This is a genomic window from Streptomyces sp. NPDC033221 (assembly GCF_055577005.1).
In genome coordinates this window covers 85,982-102,769 of record NZ_JBVIQN010000019.1, presented here as the reverse complement: position 1 = coordinate 102,769, position 16,788 = coordinate 85,982, and the positions used below count along the sequence as shown (strand labels likewise).

At 71.5% G+C, this 16,788-nt stretch carries 17 protein-coding genes; 6 read left to right on the top strand and 11 right to left on the bottom strand.

The annotated features are described in order from the left end of the window. Positions 1–11 precede the first annotated feature (11 nt). Together ACZ53K_RS24285 and ACZ53K_RS24280 are read left to right on the top strand one after the other, a co-directional pair. Complete coding sequence (locus tag ACZ53K_RS24285; protein ID WP_468840276.1) at positions 12–923, top strand: ABC transporter ATP-binding protein; 912 nt, start codon at positions 12–14, stop codon at positions 921–923. A gap of 16 nt (positions 924–939) precedes the next feature. Continuing rightward, a complete protein-coding gene (locus tag ACZ53K_RS24280) occupies positions 940–1,731 on the top strand; it encodes an ABC transporter permease subunit (protein ID WP_468840273.1) in 792 nt (263 codons plus the stop codon). Between the two features lie 81 nt (positions 1,732–1,812). Here ACZ53K_RS24280 and ACZ53K_RS24275 read toward each other — a convergent pair whose 3' ends face one another. Further along, a complete protein-coding gene (locus ACZ53K_RS24275; RefSeq protein WP_468840270.1) occupies positions 1,813–2,265 on the bottom strand; it encodes a VOC family protein in 453 nt (150 codons plus the stop codon). A gap of 103 nt (positions 2,266–2,368) precedes the next feature. Further along, complete coding sequence (locus tag ACZ53K_RS24270) at positions 2,369–2,602, bottom strand: winged helix-turn-helix domain-containing protein (RefSeq protein ID WP_468840267.1); 234 nt, start codon at positions 2,600–2,602, stop codon at positions 2,369–2,371. 296 nt (positions 2,603–2,898) lie between these two features. Here ACZ53K_RS24270 and ACZ53K_RS24265 point away from each other — a divergent pair, with 296 nt between their 5' ends. Next, a complete protein-coding gene (locus ACZ53K_RS24265; protein ID WP_468840264.1) occupies positions 2,899–3,093 on the top strand; it encodes a hypothetical protein in 195 nt (64 codons plus the stop codon). A 123-nt stretch (positions 3,094–3,216) separates the two neighbouring features. On the opposite strand, the gene ACZ53K_RS24260 is transcribed toward ACZ53K_RS24265, so the two are convergent. From ACZ53K_RS24260 to ACZ53K_RS24245, 4 genes are all read right to left on the bottom strand, one after another. Beyond that, on the bottom strand, positions 3,217–4,491 hold the full coding sequence (locus tag ACZ53K_RS24260) for a CynX/NimT family MFS transporter (RefSeq protein WP_468840262.1): 1,275 nt from the start codon (positions 4,489–4,491) through the stop codon (positions 3,217–3,219). Positions 4,492–4,578: 87 nt separating this feature from the next. Continuing rightward, complete coding sequence (locus ACZ53K_RS24255) at positions 4,579–5,289, bottom strand: FadR/GntR family transcriptional regulator (RefSeq protein WP_468840260.1); 711 nt, start codon at positions 5,287–5,289, stop codon at positions 4,579–4,581. A gap of 177 nt (positions 5,290–5,466) precedes the next feature. Further along, on the bottom strand, positions 5,467–6,822 hold the full coding sequence (gene lysA, locus ACZ53K_RS24250; protein WP_468840257.1) for a diaminopimelate decarboxylase: 1,356 nt from the start codon (positions 6,820–6,822) through the stop codon (positions 5,467–5,469). A 19-nt stretch (positions 6,823–6,841) separates the two neighbouring features. Next, positions 6,842–7,159 (bottom strand): SAV_915 family protein, encoded by a 318-nt coding sequence (locus ACZ53K_RS24245; RefSeq protein WP_468840254.1) that lies wholly within the window; start codon positions 7,157–7,159, stop codon positions 6,842–6,844. Positions 7,160–7,486: 327 nt separating this feature from the next. On the opposite strand from ACZ53K_RS24245, the gene ACZ53K_RS24240 reads away from it, so the two are divergent. Then, on the top strand, positions 7,487–8,311 hold the full coding sequence (locus ACZ53K_RS24240; RefSeq protein ID WP_468840252.1) for a MerR family transcriptional regulator: 825 nt from the start codon (positions 7,487–7,489) through the stop codon (positions 8,309–8,311). An 87-nt stretch (positions 8,312–8,398) separates the two neighbouring features. Here the strand turns inward: ACZ53K_RS24240 and ACZ53K_RS24235 are convergent, their stop codons facing one another. Continuing rightward, positions 8,399–9,523: a LysR family transcriptional regulator gene (locus ACZ53K_RS24235; RefSeq protein WP_468840250.1), complete on the bottom strand. Its 1,125-nt coding sequence runs from the start codon at positions 9,521–9,523 to the stop codon at positions 8,399–8,401. Between the two features lie 222 nt (positions 9,524–9,745). Further along, positions 9,746–11,308 (bottom strand): MFS transporter, encoded by a 1,563-nt coding sequence (locus ACZ53K_RS24230; RefSeq protein ID WP_468840247.1) that lies wholly within the window; start codon positions 11,306–11,308, stop codon positions 9,746–9,748. 119 nt (positions 11,309–11,427) lie between these two features. Here ACZ53K_RS24230 and ACZ53K_RS24225 point away from each other — a divergent pair, with 119 nt between their 5' ends. Together ACZ53K_RS24225 and ACZ53K_RS24220 are read left to right on the top strand one after the other, a co-directional pair. Then, the gene (locus ACZ53K_RS24225; protein WP_468840245.1) at positions 11,428–12,486 is read left to right on the top strand and encodes an Lrp/AsnC family transcriptional regulator; all 1,059 of its coding nucleotides are present in this window, start codon (positions 11,428–11,430) and stop codon (positions 12,484–12,486) included. Continuing rightward, on the top strand, positions 12,483–13,178 hold the full coding sequence (locus tag ACZ53K_RS24220; RefSeq protein WP_468840242.1) for a rhomboid-like protein: 696 nt from the start codon (positions 12,483–12,485) through the stop codon (positions 13,176–13,178). The genes ACZ53K_RS24225 and ACZ53K_RS24220 overlap by 4 nt, the downstream gene beginning before the upstream one ends. Here ACZ53K_RS24220 and ACZ53K_RS24215 read toward each other — a convergent pair. From ACZ53K_RS24215 to serS, 3 genes are all read right to left on the bottom strand, one after another. After that, positions 13,060–13,800: a hypothetical protein gene (locus ACZ53K_RS24215; protein ID WP_468840239.1), complete on the bottom strand. Its 741-nt coding sequence runs from the start codon at positions 13,798–13,800 to the stop codon at positions 13,060–13,062. The two genes, ACZ53K_RS24220 and ACZ53K_RS24215, sit on opposite strands and share 119 nt — an antisense overlap. Positions 13,801–14,122: 322 nt before the next feature. Beyond that, the gene (locus ACZ53K_RS24210) at positions 14,123–14,968 is read right to left on the bottom strand and encodes an HAD family hydrolase (protein ID WP_468840238.1); all 846 of its coding nucleotides are present in this window, start codon (positions 14,966–14,968) and stop codon (positions 14,123–14,125) included. Beyond that, the gene (gene serS / locus ACZ53K_RS24205; protein WP_468840236.1) at positions 14,965–16,254 is read right to left on the bottom strand and encodes a serine--tRNA ligase; all 1,290 of its coding nucleotides are present in this window, start codon (positions 16,252–16,254) and stop codon (positions 14,965–14,967) included. The genes ACZ53K_RS24210 and serS overlap by 4 nt, the downstream gene beginning before the upstream one ends. Positions 16,255–16,788: the final 534 nt, after the last annotated feature.

Sequence of the window (16,788 nt, the reverse complement as noted above, 5' to 3'; positions counted from 1 at the left end):
GGGCCGCGCCCATGACGACCATCCAGATCGACCACGTATCCCGCTGGTTCGGCAACGTCGTTGCCGTCAACGACATCACCATGACCATCGGCCCCGGTGTCACCGGCCTCCTCGGCCCCAACGGCGCGGGCAAGTCCACCCTGATCAACATGATGGGCGGGTTCCTCGCGCCGTCCGGCGGATCCGTCACCCTCGACGGCCATCCCATCTGGCGCAACGAACGGATATACCGCGACATCGGCATCGTGCCCGAGCGCGAGGCGATGTACGACTTCCTCACCGGCCGCGAGTTCGTCGTGGCCAACGCCGAACTGCACGGTCTGGGACGGGACGCCGCACGCCGCGCGCTGGCCACCGTCGAGATGGAGTACGCGCAGGACCGCAAGATCTCCACGTACAGCAAGGGGATGCGCCAGCGCGTGAAAATGGCGTCGGCGCTGGTCCACGATCCGTCCGTACTGCTGCTGGACGAGCCGTTCAACGGCATGGACCCGCGCCAGCGGATGCAGCTGATGGACCTGCTGCGGCGGATGGGCGACGAGGGCCGTACGGTCCTGTTCTCCTCCCACATCCTCGAAGAGGTCGAGCAACTGGCCTCGCACATCGAGGTGGTGGTGGCCGGGCGGCACGCCGCGTCCGGCGACTTCCGCAAGATCCGCCGCCTGATGACGGACCGCCCGCACCGCTACCTCATCCGCTCCGACGACGACCGCGCCCTGGCCGCGGCCCTGATCGCCGACCCCTCCACGGCCGGTATCGAGGTCGACCTCCAGGAGGGCGCGCTGCGCGTGCAGGCCGTCGACTTCCCGCGCTTCACCGCCCTGCTGCCGCGGGTCGCCCGCGACCACGGCATCCGCCTCCTGACGGTCTCGCCCTCCGACGAGTCCCTGGAATCGGTCTTCTCCTACCTCGTCGCGGCCTGAAAGGAGCCTGAAAGCGATGTCAGCGACCTCATCGGTCCGGCCGGACCCGTCCCCGGCACCCGCCGCGGGTCCCTCGGCGGCCCCGTCGTTCTTCAACCCCACCGTCGCCCGGCTCACCTACCGGGCCCTCCTCGGGCGGCGCCGCGCGCTGATCCTCTTCGCGCTGCCCGCCCTCCTGATCGTCATCGCCGTCGCCGTACGGGCGCTGGCCGGTGCCGACGACTCCACCGCCAACGGCATCCTCGGCACGTTCGCGCTCGCCACGATGGTGCCGCTGATCGGTGTCATCGCCGGTACGGGCGCCATCGGCCCGGAGATCGACGACGGCTCGGTCGTCTATCTGCTGGCCAAGCCGCTGCGCCGCTCTTCGATCATCTTCACCAAGCTGATCGTGGCCATCGGTGTGACGGCCGCCTTCTCCGCCATCCCGGTGCTGATCGCCGGCTTCGTCCTCAACGGCAACAGCCAGCAGATAGCGGTCGCGTACGCGGTCGCCGCGGCCGTGGCCTCCGTCGCGTACAGCGCGCTGTTCCTCTTCTTCGGCACGATCAGCCGGCACGCGGTCGTCTTCGGCCTGGTCTACGCCCTGGTGTGGGAGACGCTGTTCGGCAACCTGGTCCCGGGCGCGAAGACGCTGAGCGTCCAGCAGTGGGCCCTCGCGGTGGGCCAGAAGATCGGCGCGGAGGGCGCGATCACCTCCGACGTGGGGCTGCCGCTGGCGATCATCCTCCTGGTGGCCGTCACGGGCCTGACGACCTGGTACGCGGCCCGCAAGCTGCGCGCGTTGACGCTGGCGGGGGAGGAGTAGGGGGCGGCCCGGCCGCTGCCGTCTTACGGCGCGGCCGGGCTTCGCGCGTTCACGCATGCGCGAGCGCGCGTCAAGTGCGGCCTACACCGCGCAGAACTCGTTCCCCTCCGGATCCTGCATGAGCCACCACTGCCCCTCGAGTGCCAGGTCGACCTCGCGGACGCGGGTCGCCCCCAGCTTCTCCAGCCGGGCCACCAGCGCGTCACGCCCGCCGGGCCCGCTGTGGACGTCGATGTGCAGACGGTTCTTGCCCGCCTTTCCCTCGGGCACCTCCTGAAAGAGCACGCGCCGACCCTGGCCGACACCGCTGACCGCGTCGAACGGGTCCTCCGGGTGGCGGATCGCGGCGTAACCCCGGAAGGTCTTACAACCCCGGTGCTCGACGACCGCCTCGTCGCCTATGTGCCCGGCGGCCAGCAACTGCTCGACGAGAGCACTGGGATCCTCCACCTCGTACTCCAGGGCCGCGGCCCAGAAGTCCGCGAGAGCGGGGGCGTTACTGCTGTCGATGACCAACTTCCACGTCAGTGCCATGGGAAAGTTATACCGACCGCCACTGACAACGGGCTTGTGCCGAGGGCAGGGCCGGCCGATGCGCTACCGCTACGGCCGGTCGCCGAACTGCCAAGCACCTTAGCTAATTGGCAGAATCGGTGACGAAGTAGCCACGACCGCTCACCACGTACACGAGCCCTTCAGCGCGAAGGCTGGCCACAGCCCGGGTGGCCGTCGACTGCGACACGTCGAACTCGGCGGCAAGCGCCACCGTGCCGGGCAAGCGTTCCCCGGCGCGATAGGTGCCGTCCTGAATGCGCCGCCGGATCTCCGCTGCGACTTGCGGCCAATGCAGTAGGGCTCTGTCGATCTTCACCTAGTCAGCATGCGACGGATTCACCCAGTTTGCTACCGAGGTACCGACCTAGTCAGCTAGTCTGGCGGCCCGGCATCCGCCGGAAACGAGAGCGCCCCAGGGTGACCGGGCAAAAGGGTCGACACCTGGGGCTGAGCCGACTGATGAAGAGTCGACCTGATGCGCGACTTCAACGCGGGATTTTCGAGCCTGACCCCGCCGTTCCAGGGGGATTCGGCATGAGTGGTTTGCGGCGTATGCCCGGTCCGGTGAATGAACGCAGCGGGTTCCGCCAACCGGGGGGAGTGGTTGCCGCCATGAGCGACGCGATCGAGAACGACTTGATCGAGTCGGCGGCCGTCGTCCTGGCACTCGTACGCGCGATGCCGGAGGGTCCCCAGCTCACCGCAGATGAGGCGTGCTTCATGCTGCGCCGGACAGCTGAATGCCTCACGGACGTGCTGAATGTCGCTGAGCTTCGAGGTGAGCGGTTGGCCGCAGCCGACGCATGACGACCTGCGACGTCGGGCCGCAAGGTCGGACAGCAGCAGTACGCGACGAGCGCTGCCGGGGATCACGGGACCACCGGCAGCGCTCCCCGTGACGGAAACGGGGGCCTCTGACGAGGCCGCGACCTACGCCCCGATCCGCCGGTCCCGCCCCGCGCCCAGGCCCAGCAGGATAAGGCCCGCGCAGACGACCAGCAGCAGCACGATCGGCACCGTCCAGCCGTGTGTCGCCTGGTGTACCGCGCCGAGCACCAGCGGGCCGGCGGCGGCGAGGAGGTAGCCCCAGGTCTGGGCCATGCCCGAGAGGCGGGCGGCGGTGTGGGCGTCTCCGGAGCGGAGCACCATCATCGTCAGCGCCAGGCCGAGCGCGCCGCCCTGGCCGATGCCCAGGAGTACGGCCCAGACCCAGGCGCCCGCCACCGGGGCCACGAGGAGGCCGACGATGCCGCAGGCCATCAGGGCGGTGACGGCGACGGCCAGCAGCCGCTGCCGCCGCATCCGCCCGGCGAGCATCGGCACCACGAACGAACCGGCCATCTGCACCAGTGTGCTGAACGCGAAGACCAGCCCGGCCGTGGCCTTGCTCATGCCGTGGTCGGTGAAGATCGTCGGCATCCAGGCGATCATCACGTAGGCGATCAGCGACTGCGACCCCATGAAGAGCGTGACCTGCCAGGCCAGCGGGGTACGGCTCAGGTTCGGCCCGTCCTCGGTGGCGTGCGCCGGTGTCGCGGCGGCCTGGCCGTGGCGCGTGCCGCGCCGCGCGATCACCGCCTGCGGGATCCAGACGACGGCGGCCACCGCGGCCAGCAGCGCCCAGGAGGCCAGCGAACCCTGCCAGCCGCCCAGCGCGTTCTCCAGCGGCACGGCGGAGGCGGCCGAGACGGTGGCGCCCAGGATCATCGCCGTCGAGTACAGGGCGGTCATGCCCGCGGCCTTCTCCGGGAAGTCGCGCTTGATCAGGCCGGGCATCAGGACGTTCAGCAGGGCGATGGACGTACCGACCACCGCGCAGCCCACGAACAGCGCGACGACCGGCGGGGCGATGCGCAGCAGGATGCCGCCGCACAGCAGCACCAGCGCGCCGCACAGCACCGCCTCGGTGCCCCAGCGGCGGGCCAGCCGCGGCGCGGCGATCGAGCCGAGGCCCATGAAGACGAGCGGGATGGTCGTCACGAGGCTGCTCGCGGTCGCGGCCAGGTGATAGTGGTCGCCGATCTCGCTGACCAGCGGTGACACGCCGGCCAGCGCGGCGCGCATGTTCAGCGAGGCGAGCACGATGCCGAGCAGGACCAGGACCGGGTGCGCGCGCAGCCGGCGGCGGGCCGCGGCGACCGGCGGGGCCGGGGCCAGGTCCTCCTCGGCGTCGATCAGTGGTGCTTCGGACCGGGTCCCTGACATGGGTACGTACCTCTCCTTGCGTGGGGTGGTGTGCGGTCGTACGGACGTGGTCCGGGCCGTGGTGTGGGGTGCTTGGGGACGGCTCGCTCACCGTTCCGCGAGCAGCTTCTCCACCGCCCGTTTAGGGGGCTCCAGGAGTGCGCGGGCGGCCTTCTCCGCGGCCTCCGGGTCTCCGGAGGCGATCGCGTCCAGGACGGCACGGTGGTCACCGTGCACGATCCGCGGCATCAGCTCGTCGCCCAGCGAGGAGACCAGCGCCTCGCGTACGGAGCTGCTGAACCAGGCGTACGTGGCGGTCAGCGCGGTGTTGTGCGCGGCCTCCACGACGGCCCGGTGGAAGGCGACGTCATGGTCGGCGTACAGCTCCAGGTCGCCCCCGAAGGGCTGCCCGCCCTCCGCCTCCAGTGCGGCCTGCGCGTCCAGTGCGGCCCGCATCCGCTCCAGGTCGGCCGGCTGGTGCCGCTGCGCCGCCAGCCGGGCGGCCTCCGCCTCCAGGGCGATGCGCAGCTCCAGCACGTCCCGCACCCCGGCCCGCTGGACGCCGCGCATGATGTCGCCCGGATCGGCCTGAGAGACGACGAAGGTGCCCTCGCCCTGCCGGGAGCGCAGCATGCCGGCGTGTACGAGGACGCGTACGGCCTCGCGGACGGTGTTGCGGCCGACCTGGAGCTGCTCGGCCAGCGCATGTTCGGTGGGGATGCGCTCGCCGACCGGCCAGGTGCCGGCGGTCAGCTGGGCGCGCAGGGAGTCGACGACGGTGTCCACGAGGGACTGCCGCCCTGCTGCCTGCAACGCCATGCGTATCTCCTTGGTTGGGCCCTGGTCCTGTCCCGGTGCGTCATGGCCTGCCCCGGCCATTTCGGGGGCCGGGGGCGGACACAGGCGGGCGGCCGGTTGCCCGGTCATCCTACAACTGATGAGTGCGGTATGCACGGAGTCTTGGCTCCGTGCATACCGCGGCTGCCGTGCCTGCCGTCACAGCCCGATGTCGCGCTCCTGGATGTCCGCCAGCGACTCCCGGCGTACGAGGACCCTCGCCTGCCCGTCCGCGACGGCGACCACCGGCGGGCGGCCCACCAGGTTGTAACCCGAGGCCATGGACAGGTGGTACGCGCCCGCCACCGGCACGGCGATCAGGTCCCCCGGCCGTACGTCGCCGGGCAGCGGTACACCCGCGGCGAGCACGTCGCCCGCCTCGCAGTGCCGGCCCACCACGCTCACCGGCGCGGGCGCGGCGGACGACCGCCGGCCGACCAGCCGGGGCGCGTACCGCACCCCGTACAGCGCGGGCCGCGGGTTGTCGCTCATCCCGCCGTCGACGGCGACGAAGGTGTGCTCACCGGTCCGCTTGACGGACAGCACCCGGTACAGGGCGACCCCCGACGGGCCCGCGATGGCGCGCCCCGGCTCGACGGTCAGCCGCGGCACCGGCAGGCCCGCCGCCGCACAGGCGCCGGCCAGCTCCGCCCGTACCTTCGCGCCGAGCGCCGCGATGTCCATACTGTCCTCGCCGGGCCGGTAGGCGACGCCGTGCCCGCCCCCGATGTCCAGCTGCGGCAGGGTGACGCCGTGCTGCTCGTGGATCCGGGCCAGCAGCCCCACCAGCCGCCGGACGGCCGACAGGAACGGTTTCACGGTGGTGATCTGCGAACCCAGGTGACAGTGCAGCCCGACCAGTTGGAGCCGCGGCTGGCCCAGGATGCGGGTGATGGCGTGCTGCGCCGAACCGTCGGCCAGGGACAGGCCGAACTTCTGGTCGTCGGTGCCGGTACGGATCTTGGCGTGGCCGCCGGCGGCGATGCCCGGCACCACCCGTACGAGGACCTGCTGGCGGGTGCCGGCGGGCACCGCGGCGGCGAGCCGGGCGATTTCGGAGGTGCTGTCGATGACGATGCGGCCGACACCGAGGCGCAGCGCGGTGCGCAGGTCCTCGGGGCTCTTGGCGTTGCCGTGCAGCACGATACGGGCGGGCGGGAAGCCGGTGGTGACGGCGAGTTCCAGTTCGCCGGCGGAGCAGACGTCCAGGCCCAGGCCCTCCTCCCGCACCCAGTGGGCCATCGCGCGGCACAGGAACGCCTTGGCCGCGTACAGGACGTCGGCGTCGGGGAAGGCGCGCAGGTAGGCGCGGCAGCGGGCGCGTACCTCGGCCTCGTCCAGGACGTACGCGGGGGTGCCGAAGCGGGCGGCGAGTTCGGTGAGGGGGACGCCGCCGACGGTGAGGTCGTCGTCGGGGAGTTCGGCCGTCGAGGCGGGCCACACACAGAGGTCGGCGGGGCCGCTCTCGTGCTGCTGTGCGGCGGGGGGCTGCGGTGTCGTGGTCGTCACGGTCATGGTGGTCGTACGCCCCTTCTCAGACGGCCCGCAGCAGCGGTGTACGGGGAGTACCGGGGGCGAGGCGCGGGTCCACGGTCAGGACGGCGGCGCCGAGCGGTTCGGCGAGGGCGCGCAGCGCGGGCTCGGCGAGCCGGATCCACGGCTGGTCGGTGCCGAGCGCCGCGGCGAGCCGTTGCGGCGAGGTGAAGCCGACGGCGGTACGGCCGCCGAGCGGGGTGCGGAACAGGCGGGCCGTACAGCCCGCGGGGCCCGGCCGGACGGGAACGAACAGCAGTCCGGCCGGGATGGGTTCGGCAGGTTCAGGATCTTCCGCGTACAGGTGTTGCTGGGACACGGTGTCGCTCCTCGCGCAGGACTGGCCCCGGACCGGTGGGAAGGGAAGTGCCGGGGCTCCACCTCGACGCTATGCCCGTAACGGCATGCGCACGGCGGCGTACTGACGCATCATTGACGCCCCGTGGACGCCCCTTGACGCAATGCTGGTGCCCCGGTGCACACCCCGGTGCACGGAGCGGACGTGCGCCCCGGCGCGGGCCCGTGCATACGCCCGGGCATATGCCCATTCGCGGCACGTCGCCGCCCGCCATCCACGAGGATCGCACCGACCACCGCCCGCCCCCTTGACCTTCACACCGTGGCAGGCCCTGCACTGGGAGACGTCATGTTCACCATCGGAGAGTTCGCGGGCCACGGCCGGGTGTCGGCCCGGATGCTGCGGCACTACGACGCCATCGGGCTGCTGCGCCCGGCCCGTACGGACCCGGTCACCGGCTACCGCTTCTACGAGGCCGGCCAGCTCGCCCGCCTCAACCGCATCATCGCGCTCAAGGACCTCGGCTTCAGCCTCCAGCAGGTCGCCGCCATCCTGGATGAGCAGGTCAGCGCGGCGGAGCTGCGCGGCATGCTGCGGCTGCGCCGGGCCGAGCTGGCGGCGGCGGTCACGGCGGCCGGTGCCCGGCTGGCCCGGGTCGAGGCGCGGCTGCGGACGATCGAGGGCGAGGGGCGGATGGCCGCCGACGACGTGGTGGTCAAGCGCGTCGACGCGGTACGGGTCGCCGAACTGACGGGTACGGCGGCGAGCTTCGGGCCGGAGGACATCGGCCCGGTCATCCGGCCGCTGTACGACGACCTGTTCCGGCGGCTGGCCGCCGCGGGCATCGAGCCGTCGGGGCCGGGCATCGCGTACTACGAGGACGCGCCCGGCGGCGGGGACCGCATCACGGTGCACGCGGCGGTCGTGGTCGCGGCCGTCCCGCAGCCGTCCCACGACTTCGCGATCGTGGACCTGCCGGCGCTCGGGCAGGCGGCCACGGTGGTGCACCGCGGGCCCATGGAGCGGGTGCTGCCCACTGCCCAGGCGCTGGCCCGCTGGCTGGACGACAGCCCGTACCGCTCCGCCGGATACCCGCGGGAGCTGACCCTGGAGTGCCCGGAGGACCGGGAAAAGTGGGTCACCGAGCTGCAGGAACCGATCACTGTGGCGTGAGCGAGTTGCCGGAGCCGATGGATACGAGGTGTGCGGAGGTGGTGTGGGGAGGTGGTGTGCGGAGGTCAGGTCGGCCGCGTCGGCCGCTTACCGTGCGCCCCCAGACGCGCCGGCGCACAAAGGGGCGCACGAGCTCGCGTTTGCTTCGACGTCCGCGGCCCGTCGTGTACGAAGGCTTGCGCCCGTACCGGTAACCGTATCGGCGGCCGTGCCCGGCCCCACATCCGCAGCCGTGTCCGCCCCCGTATCCGCAGCCGTGTCCGGCCTCGTACCCGCAGCCGTGTCCGGCCTCGTACCCGCCGCGAGCGAGCCGTTCACCGTCTCGGCGAACTCCACCGCCACCGGGCTCAGCGCCGCCCACTGCCGTACCGCCCAGCCGGTCGCCAGCGGTGGCAGCCCCGGGATGGGGATCAGCCGCAGTGCCGGGTGTCCGGCGCCCCGCCAGCCCGGCAGGTCCGGCACCACCGCGTGCCCGACGCCCAGCTCCGCCAGCAGGATCGCGGTGTCCCAGTCGGCGACGCTGGTGGAACTGGCGGGCGCGGCCGTCGGCCCCGGCCCGGTCTCCGGCCGCCCCAGGTGGCCGTCGAGCCGCATCCGGGAGACGGAGTTCTCCGGCAGCCGGATGTGCCGGATGCCGGACAGGCCGCCCGCCAGTTCCCCCGGCTCGATGCGGTCGCGGTCGGCGAGCGGGTCGTCGGACCGTACGGCGAGCACCCACGGCAGCTCCAGCACCGGATGCTGCTCGATGCCGCGTACGGGCGGGCCGATGGTGATCCAGGCCAGTTCGGCGGTGCCGTCGGTGACCGCCTCGAAGCAGCGGCGGCTGGAGTTCTCGGTCTGGAACTCCAGCTCGACGTGCGGGTGACGGGCGCGGAAGGCGACCACCGCCGCCGACATGAAGTGCCGTACGGTCGTCGCCCCCGTGGTGATCCGCAGCGTGCCGCCGTCGCCCTGGCGCAGGTCGGCCAAGCGGCGCAGGGCCAGGTCCAGTTCGGCGAGCGAGCCGGTCGCGGCGCGGTGCAGGATGCGGCCCGCCTGGGTGGGTGCCACGCCGCGCGGCCGCCGCTCCAACAGGGCGATGCCCGCCTCGCGTTCGATGCGCTTGACGCGCTGGCTCACCGCCGACTGCGTACAGCCCAGGTCACGGGCGACGGCGCTGAGGCTTCCCGCCTCGCAGACGGCGGTGAAGGCGCGGAGGTCGTCGAGAGTCACCAACCCAAGGTATAGCTGGGGTGTTTGGAAGGAAACCCGAGGATTGACTTGGGTGTGCGGCGGTACGAGGATCGATACAGGGCCCAGGGCGGCCACCCGGAACCGGCTACGGCGCCGTACGGTTCCGGGGGCCGACCCGCCATGGGCCGGCCCCCGTCGCGAGGGTGCCGTACGGTCCGGCCGTACAACCAGCCGTGCCGCCCGGACCGTACGGCTCCGCCGTCACCCGTGCTCGGCGCCGACGGGTACCTCGTCGGCCCGGCCCCGGCCCCGGCCGACGGGCGCCGCACCGGCGCCCCCGCCCGTAGCCGCTGAGCCCGTCACACCCTGGTCAGCCGTACGCTGACCCGCCGCCTGCGGACCCGAAGCGGCCGGAGCGGTCCGGCCATCGGCCCGCTCCTCGCTCCGGTTCCGTACGACGGCCAGCACCAGCAGGCCCGCGGCCACCGCCACCACGCCCGCCACCAGGGACACCCGGGTCAGGCCGTGGACGTACGCGGCACCGGGAGCGGCCTGCGCGCCCGCGGCCTGCTGTCCCTGGGTGAAGACCATGCCGAGGATCGCGATGCCCAGCGCGTAGCCGAGCTGGCGGAAGGTGTTCACCGCGCCGCTGGCCATGCCCGCCCGCTGGGGCGGGGCCGCGCCGAGCGCCGCCGAGACCAGCACCGGCATCGACATGCCGATGCCGAGGCCGCTGATGAGCAGGCCCGGGACGAGGACCGCCCAGCCGGAGCCGTCGTTCAGCAGCAGCACGTGCAGCAGCGGGCCCGCGCCGATCAGCAGGAGACCGATGCCGATGGGCAGCTGCGGCGCCAGGCGGTGCAGGAACCGGCCGCCGAACATGCCCACGGCCATCGACGCCACCGCCATCGGCAGCACCGCGACGCCACCCATCACCGGGCTCAGGCCCAGGATGTTCTGCACCCACAGACCCACGTACGTCAGGTACGGGAACGCCGCGGCCTGGAGCAGCAGCGCCGCCGCCATCAGCACGGCGAAGGTCGGGCGCCGCAGCAGCTTCAGGTCCAGCAGCGGCTGCCGCGCCCGCCGCTCGACGGCGACGAAGGCGAGCAGCGACAGCAGGGCCACCGCCAGCGCCAGCAGGGTGCCGGACTCCGTCCAGCCCTCCTCGCCGCCGCGCATCAGCCCGTACGTCAGTGCGCCCGCGCACAGGGTGAACGCGCCGGCGCCCGGCCAGTCGATGCGCGCCGTGCGGTCACCGTGCGACTCCCGGACCGACCGCAGGGTGATCCAGACCGCCACCGCCGTCAGCGGCAGGTTGACCAGGAAGATCGCCCGCCAGTCCACGTACTGGGTCAGCACGCCGCCCAGCACCGGACCGACCGCCGCGGCCGCGCCGCTCGTACCGCCCCAGATGCCGAAGGCCACACCCCGGTCACGTCCCTGGTACGCGGCCATCAGCAGCGGCGTGTTGGTGGCGAACATGGCCGCCGCGCCCACGCCCTGCACCGCCCGCGCCGCGATCAGCACGCCCTCGTCGGGCGCCAGCCCGCAGGCGAGCGAGGCCAGCGCGAAGAGCCCGAGCCCCGCCAGATACAGCTTGCGGCGCCCGAGCAGGTCGGCCGCCGAACCGGCCACCATCAGCAGCGCGGCCAGCGCCAGCGCGTAGATGTCCATCACCCACTGCAGCGAGGTGAAGGAGGCGTCCAGACCGTCGGCTATCCGCGGCAGCGCGGTGTTCACGATCGTGACGTCGACGAGCAACATGAAGTTGCCCAGGGTAATGGCGACCAGTGGCCACCATTTGCTCCGCCCGTTGTGCATCAAAACCTCTGTGTCGGTGTTGTCGTGATCCGTTCCCCCGCACCAGAATCCGGCCCGCACCCACGCCACTCCCAACCACCGCCTCTCGCGCGACACAATCCGACACGAGTTAGCCTTCGATGGTGAAAACCGACGGCTTCGACGAACTGGACCGCAGCCTGGTGCACGCCCTCCAGCTCGACGGCAGGGCGCCCTTCAGCCGTATCGCCGAGGTCCTCGGCGTCTCCGACCAGACCGTCGCCCGCCGCTACGGGCGGCTGCGCGGCACGGGCATGATCAAGGTCGTGGGGCTCACCGACCCCACGGTCCTCGGCGAGATCGAATGGATCGTACGGGTGCAGTGCACGCCCGACGCGGCCGTCTCCGTGGCCGAGGCGCTGGCCCGGCGCCCGGACACCTCCTGGGTCAGCCTGATGTCCGGCGGCACCGAGATCGGCGTCGCCTGCCGCTCCGCGAGCAGCCGGGACAGTGACGCGCTCCTCCTGCAGAAGCTGCCGCGCACACCGAGCGTGGTCGGGGTCACCGCGCACTGTGTGGTGCACGAGTTCTTCGGCGGCCCGCTCGGCCTGGTCAACAAGTCCGGCGCGCTGACCGAGCAGCAGGCCGAACAGCTGCGCCAGCCGGCGTCCGCCGCGTCCGACGCGCGCGCCGCGGACCCGCCCGGGCGGATGCCACCCGTCACACTCACCGACACCGACCGGCGCCTGCTGGACGTCCTCGCCGAGGACGGGCGCACCGGCCTCGCCGACCTGGCCGCGGCCACCGGCTGGTCCCAGTCCACCGTCCGCCGCCGGCTGTCCGAACTACGCGCCGCGGGCGCCCTCTACTACGACGTGGACTACGACGCCCGGCACTTCGGGCTCGGCGTCATGATCTCCCTCTGGCTGTCCGTCGCCCCCAGCGAACTCGCCGCCACCGGCACCGCGCTGGCCCAGCACCCCGAAGTGGCCTTCGCCTGCGCCACCACCGGCCCCCACAACCTCTTCGCATCCGTCCTGTGCCCGGACGTGCGCGCCCTCTACACCTACCTGACCACCCGGATCGCGGCGCTGCCCGCCGTACGCACCATGGAGACGGCCCCACTGATCCGCCGCCTCAAGGGCGCCGGGCCGCACGGGTACGGCCGGATCTTCTCCGGGCCGATCACCTCCGCGCTGTCATCGGCCCGCGCGCGATGAGGCCGGTACTCCCCGCCTCGCCCGTCGACCGGGTGGCCGCCTGGGTACGGGCCGCTCCCGGCACCCACATCTGGCTGCTGATCATCGGCGTCACCAGCCTGGTGATCGCCGGTGCCAGCGAAGGGCTGGAACACTTCCTCCTCCACCGCACCAGCAGCAACATCCACGAACTGAACCGGCACCCCTTCTCCTCCCTCCTCATCAGCGGCTTCTGGATCGAGAACCCGTCCTCCTTCGTCCTCTACGTGGTCCTCTTCGAGCTGGTGCACGCCAACGTCGAACGCTGGCTGGGCACCTGGCGCTGGCTGCTCACCGTCGGCGTCGCCCACATCACCGCCACCCTCGCCAGCCAGGAACTGGTCCTGCTCGCCATCGAGGGCCACCGGCTGCCCCGCTCCATGTCGCACGTCGTCGACATCGGCGTCTCGTACGGCCTGGCAGCGGCAGCCGGCCTGCTCACCTACCGGCTGCCACCGCCCTGGCGCTACCTCTACCTCGCGGCCGTCCTCGGCTTCTTCGGCGTCCCGCTCCTGTCAGGCGCCACGTTCACCGACATCGGCCACGCCATCGCCCTCACTCTTGGTCTCGCCGCCTGGGCCTTGACCCCGGATGCCGGTGCGGGCGGGACTGGGGGCGGGGCAGCGGACGCGGGCCGGAACGCAGCTCCCGGACATCCTCCGACAGATCACTGAGCCGCTCACTCATCGCGCACACGACGCGGTTCGTGGCGTCCAGCCGCCGGTCCAGCCGGTCCAGCCGCACGGAAATCCGGCCGATGACCGGCCCCAGGTCCCGCAGGGCGGGGCCGATGTCGGCGAGCGACGACTCGACGTTCGTGAGCCGCCGGTCGAGCGATGCGAGGGTCGGGGCGGGCCGGCCCTGCCGGGATGCCGGTACCTCCGGCCGCGCGTCCTCCTCGACGTCCAGGAGGTACGTACGGACCGCCCGCGCGACCTCGCTGTCGCGGAGGAGCATGGCGATGTTGAGGATGGTTCGGCGGGTGTAGAGGGTGAGGTGTGCGCGGCCCTGTGGATAACTCTGCTCTGAAAGCTTCAAGTTGAAGTTTTCAAAGACCCGCAGGTCAGAGCCCTTGAGAACGTGCATACCGTTCTCGGACAGCTCCGCTCGATGGCGCCGCATCAAACTGTTGACAGCGCGGTCGCCCACCTCGAAGTAATCGGCGACCATCCGCGTCGTGACATGCAGCCCGTCGGGCAGCAGCACGAGTGCCTTCACCTTGTCCAGGACGCCTACGCGTCCGATCACACTGTCGCGCATAGCCCGCGACTCCAGCAGTACAGCTTCGGGTGGCATGGGTATGCCCTCCACTCAAACCGGAACGGTTTGACCGGTCCGTTGTGGACCTATCAACTGAACGGCCCGTATCCAGGGCCTCAGGAGCGGAGGCTGCTCACGGATGCCACTACCTCTATGTCCGGTTCTCAGCCGTACGGCTACACCGCTTCACGACCGTCGCCGGCAAACCCCAGCACTTCACGCACTCTCGACGCCTCGAACTCCAGTTGCCTCCACGCACAGGGGGCAACGAGTCGATAAACGTACAGTTACCCCGTCTCGGGCATGACGTCGCGCGTACGTTCCGAAAAGACGATCGGGGCGGCCGAAGAGGAGCGCCTCAGGCCCCGTACAGCCGCTCCAGGACGACCGCGATGCCGTCCTCGTCGTTGGAGGCCGTGGTCTCGTCCGCGACGGCCTTGAGTTCGTCGTGGGCGTTGGCCATGGCCACTCCGTGCCGGGCCCAGCCGAACATCGGGATGTCGTTGGGCATGTCGCCGAAGGCGATGGTGTCCGCGGCCTTCACGCCGAGGCGGCGGGCGGCCAGGGAGAGGCCGGTGGCCTTGGAGAGGCCGAGGGGGAGGAGTTCGACGACGCCCGCGCCGGCCATCATCACGCCGACCAGGTCGCCGGCGGCCTCGCGTGCGGCGCGGGCCAGTTCGTCGTCGCCGAGGGTCGGGTGCTGGATGTAGATCTTGTTGAGGGGGGCTGCCCACAGCTCGCCGGGGTGCTGGATCTCCAGGTTCGGCAGCGGGCCCTCCTGGACGCGGTAGCCCGGGGTGACCAGCACCTCGCCGTCCAGGCCGTCCCGGCTCGCGGCCAGGAACAGCGGGCCGACCTCCGCCTCGATCTTGGCGAGGGCGAGGCCGGCGAGCTGCCGGTCCAGGGTGACCGAAGTCAGCAGCCGGTGTTCGCCGGCGTGGTAGACCTGCGCGCCCTGCCCGCACACCGCTATGCCGTCGTAGTCCAGCGCGTCGAGGATGTGCCGGGTCCACGGCACCGCGCGGCCCGTGACGACGATGTGCGCGGCCCCGGCCGCCGTGGCCGTGGCCAGGGCGGCGCGGGTGCGCTCGGAGATCGTGTCGTCGTGCCGCAGCAGTGTGCCGTCGAGGTCGGTCGCGACGAGCTTGTACGGCAGCGGGCGGGCCGGGTCGGCCCGGTGCGCGGGTTCGGGGGCGGTGGTCACCGGTCGACGGGCTCCAGGATCTCCCGGCCGCCCAGGTAGGGGCGCAGCATCTCGGGGACGCGTACGGAGCCGTCCGCCTGCTGGTGGTTCTCGAAGATCGCCACGATGGTGCGGGGCACCGCGCAGAGCGTGCCGTTGAGCGTGGCGAGCGGCTTGACCTGCTGCTTGCCGTCCTTGTTGGTGCGCATGCGGACCGACAGGCGGCGGGCCTGGAACTCGTCGCAGTTCGAGGCGCTGGTCAGCTCGCGGTACTTGCCCTGGGTGGGGATCCACGCCTCGCAGTCGTACTTGCGCGAGGCGGAGGCGCCCAGGTCACCGGTGGCCACGTCGATCACCTGGAAGGGCAGCTCCAGGCCGGTCAGCCACTGCTTCTCCCAGTCCAGCAGGCGCTGGTGCTCGGCCTGTGCGTCCTCGGGGTCGACGTACGAGAACATCTCGACCTTGTCGAACTGGTGGACGCGGAAGATGCCCCGGGTGTCCTTGCCGTACGTACCGGCCTCGCGGCGGAAGCACGGCGAGAAGCCCGCGTAGCGCATCGGCAGCTTGTCCGCGTCGAGGATCTCGTCCATGTGGTACGCGGCGAGCGGGACCTCGGAGGTGCCGACGAGGTAGAAGTCGTCCTTCTCCAGGTGGTACACGTTCTCCGCGGCCTGGCCGAGGAATCCGGTGCCCTCCATGGCGTGCGGGCGCACCAGGGCCGGGGTGAGCATCGGCGTGAAGCCGGCCTCGGTGGCCTGCGCGATGGCCGCGTTGACCAGCGCGAGCTCCAGGAGCGCGCCGATGCCGGTCAGGTAGTAGAAGCGCGAGCCGGAGACCTTGGCGCCGCGTTCGACGTCGATCGCGGCCAGCGCCTGGCCGATCTCCAGGTGGTCCTTGGGCTCGAAGCCCTCGGCGGCGAAGTCGCGGATCGTGCCGTGCGTCTCCAGGACCGTGAAGTCCTCCTCGCCGCCGACGGGCACGTCGGGGTGGACGAGGTTGCCCAGCTTCAGCAGGAGGGCCTGGGTCTCCTCCTTGGCCTGGTCCTGCTCGGCGTCGGCGGCCTTGACGGCGGCGGACAGTTCCCCGGCCTTCTTCAGCAGCGCGGCCTTCTCGTCGCCGGCGGCCTTGGGGATGAGCTTGCCGAGCGACTTCTGCTCGTTGCGCAGCTCGTCGAAGCGGACGCTTGAGGCCCTGCGCCGTTCGTCGGCGGAGAGCAGTGCGTCGACGAGTGCGACGTCCTCTCCACGGGCGCGCTGGGACGCGCGCACACGGTCGGGGTCCTCACGGAGCAGGCGAAGGTCAATCACCCCACCAGGCTACCGGGGTGCGGCCCGGACCTTCGACGCCATATTCCCCGCGTGGCGCTTTGTCCGGTTTGTTGATGTTTAGTGGGTTTGGTTATTCCGGGTGATACGGACCGGTAAGGCGCATCGACGTGGATACATAAGGGGCACATAAGGGGTGTGCGGGAAGTGGGTGTGGTGCGAGTGAGGGTGCGGGAAGCGCGGAACGGTGTCGTACGGGCGGGCGAAAAGTGGCGCAAAAAAGCGCCGGGAAAATCTTGCGCCGGCGTCGGTGCGAGGCTAATCGCACCGCACGTGCCGACCCGCTTCCCTTGCGGGCGGCCGGAGTTGGCGGGCGGTCCGGGGCGGAGGGCGACGAGGGTTGTACCCAGGGTTGTCCACAGGGGTGGGGTAGTTGCGGAATCTTATCCACAGGCTGTGTGTGGGATCTGTGGAAGTCGGATGGTTTGGTTCCGCTTCAAGAATGCGTCGCCATGGATTCACCGACGAAACCCCAAGTGGACGCTCTTTCGTGTGGGATTTCCTCGCCCTAAAGGA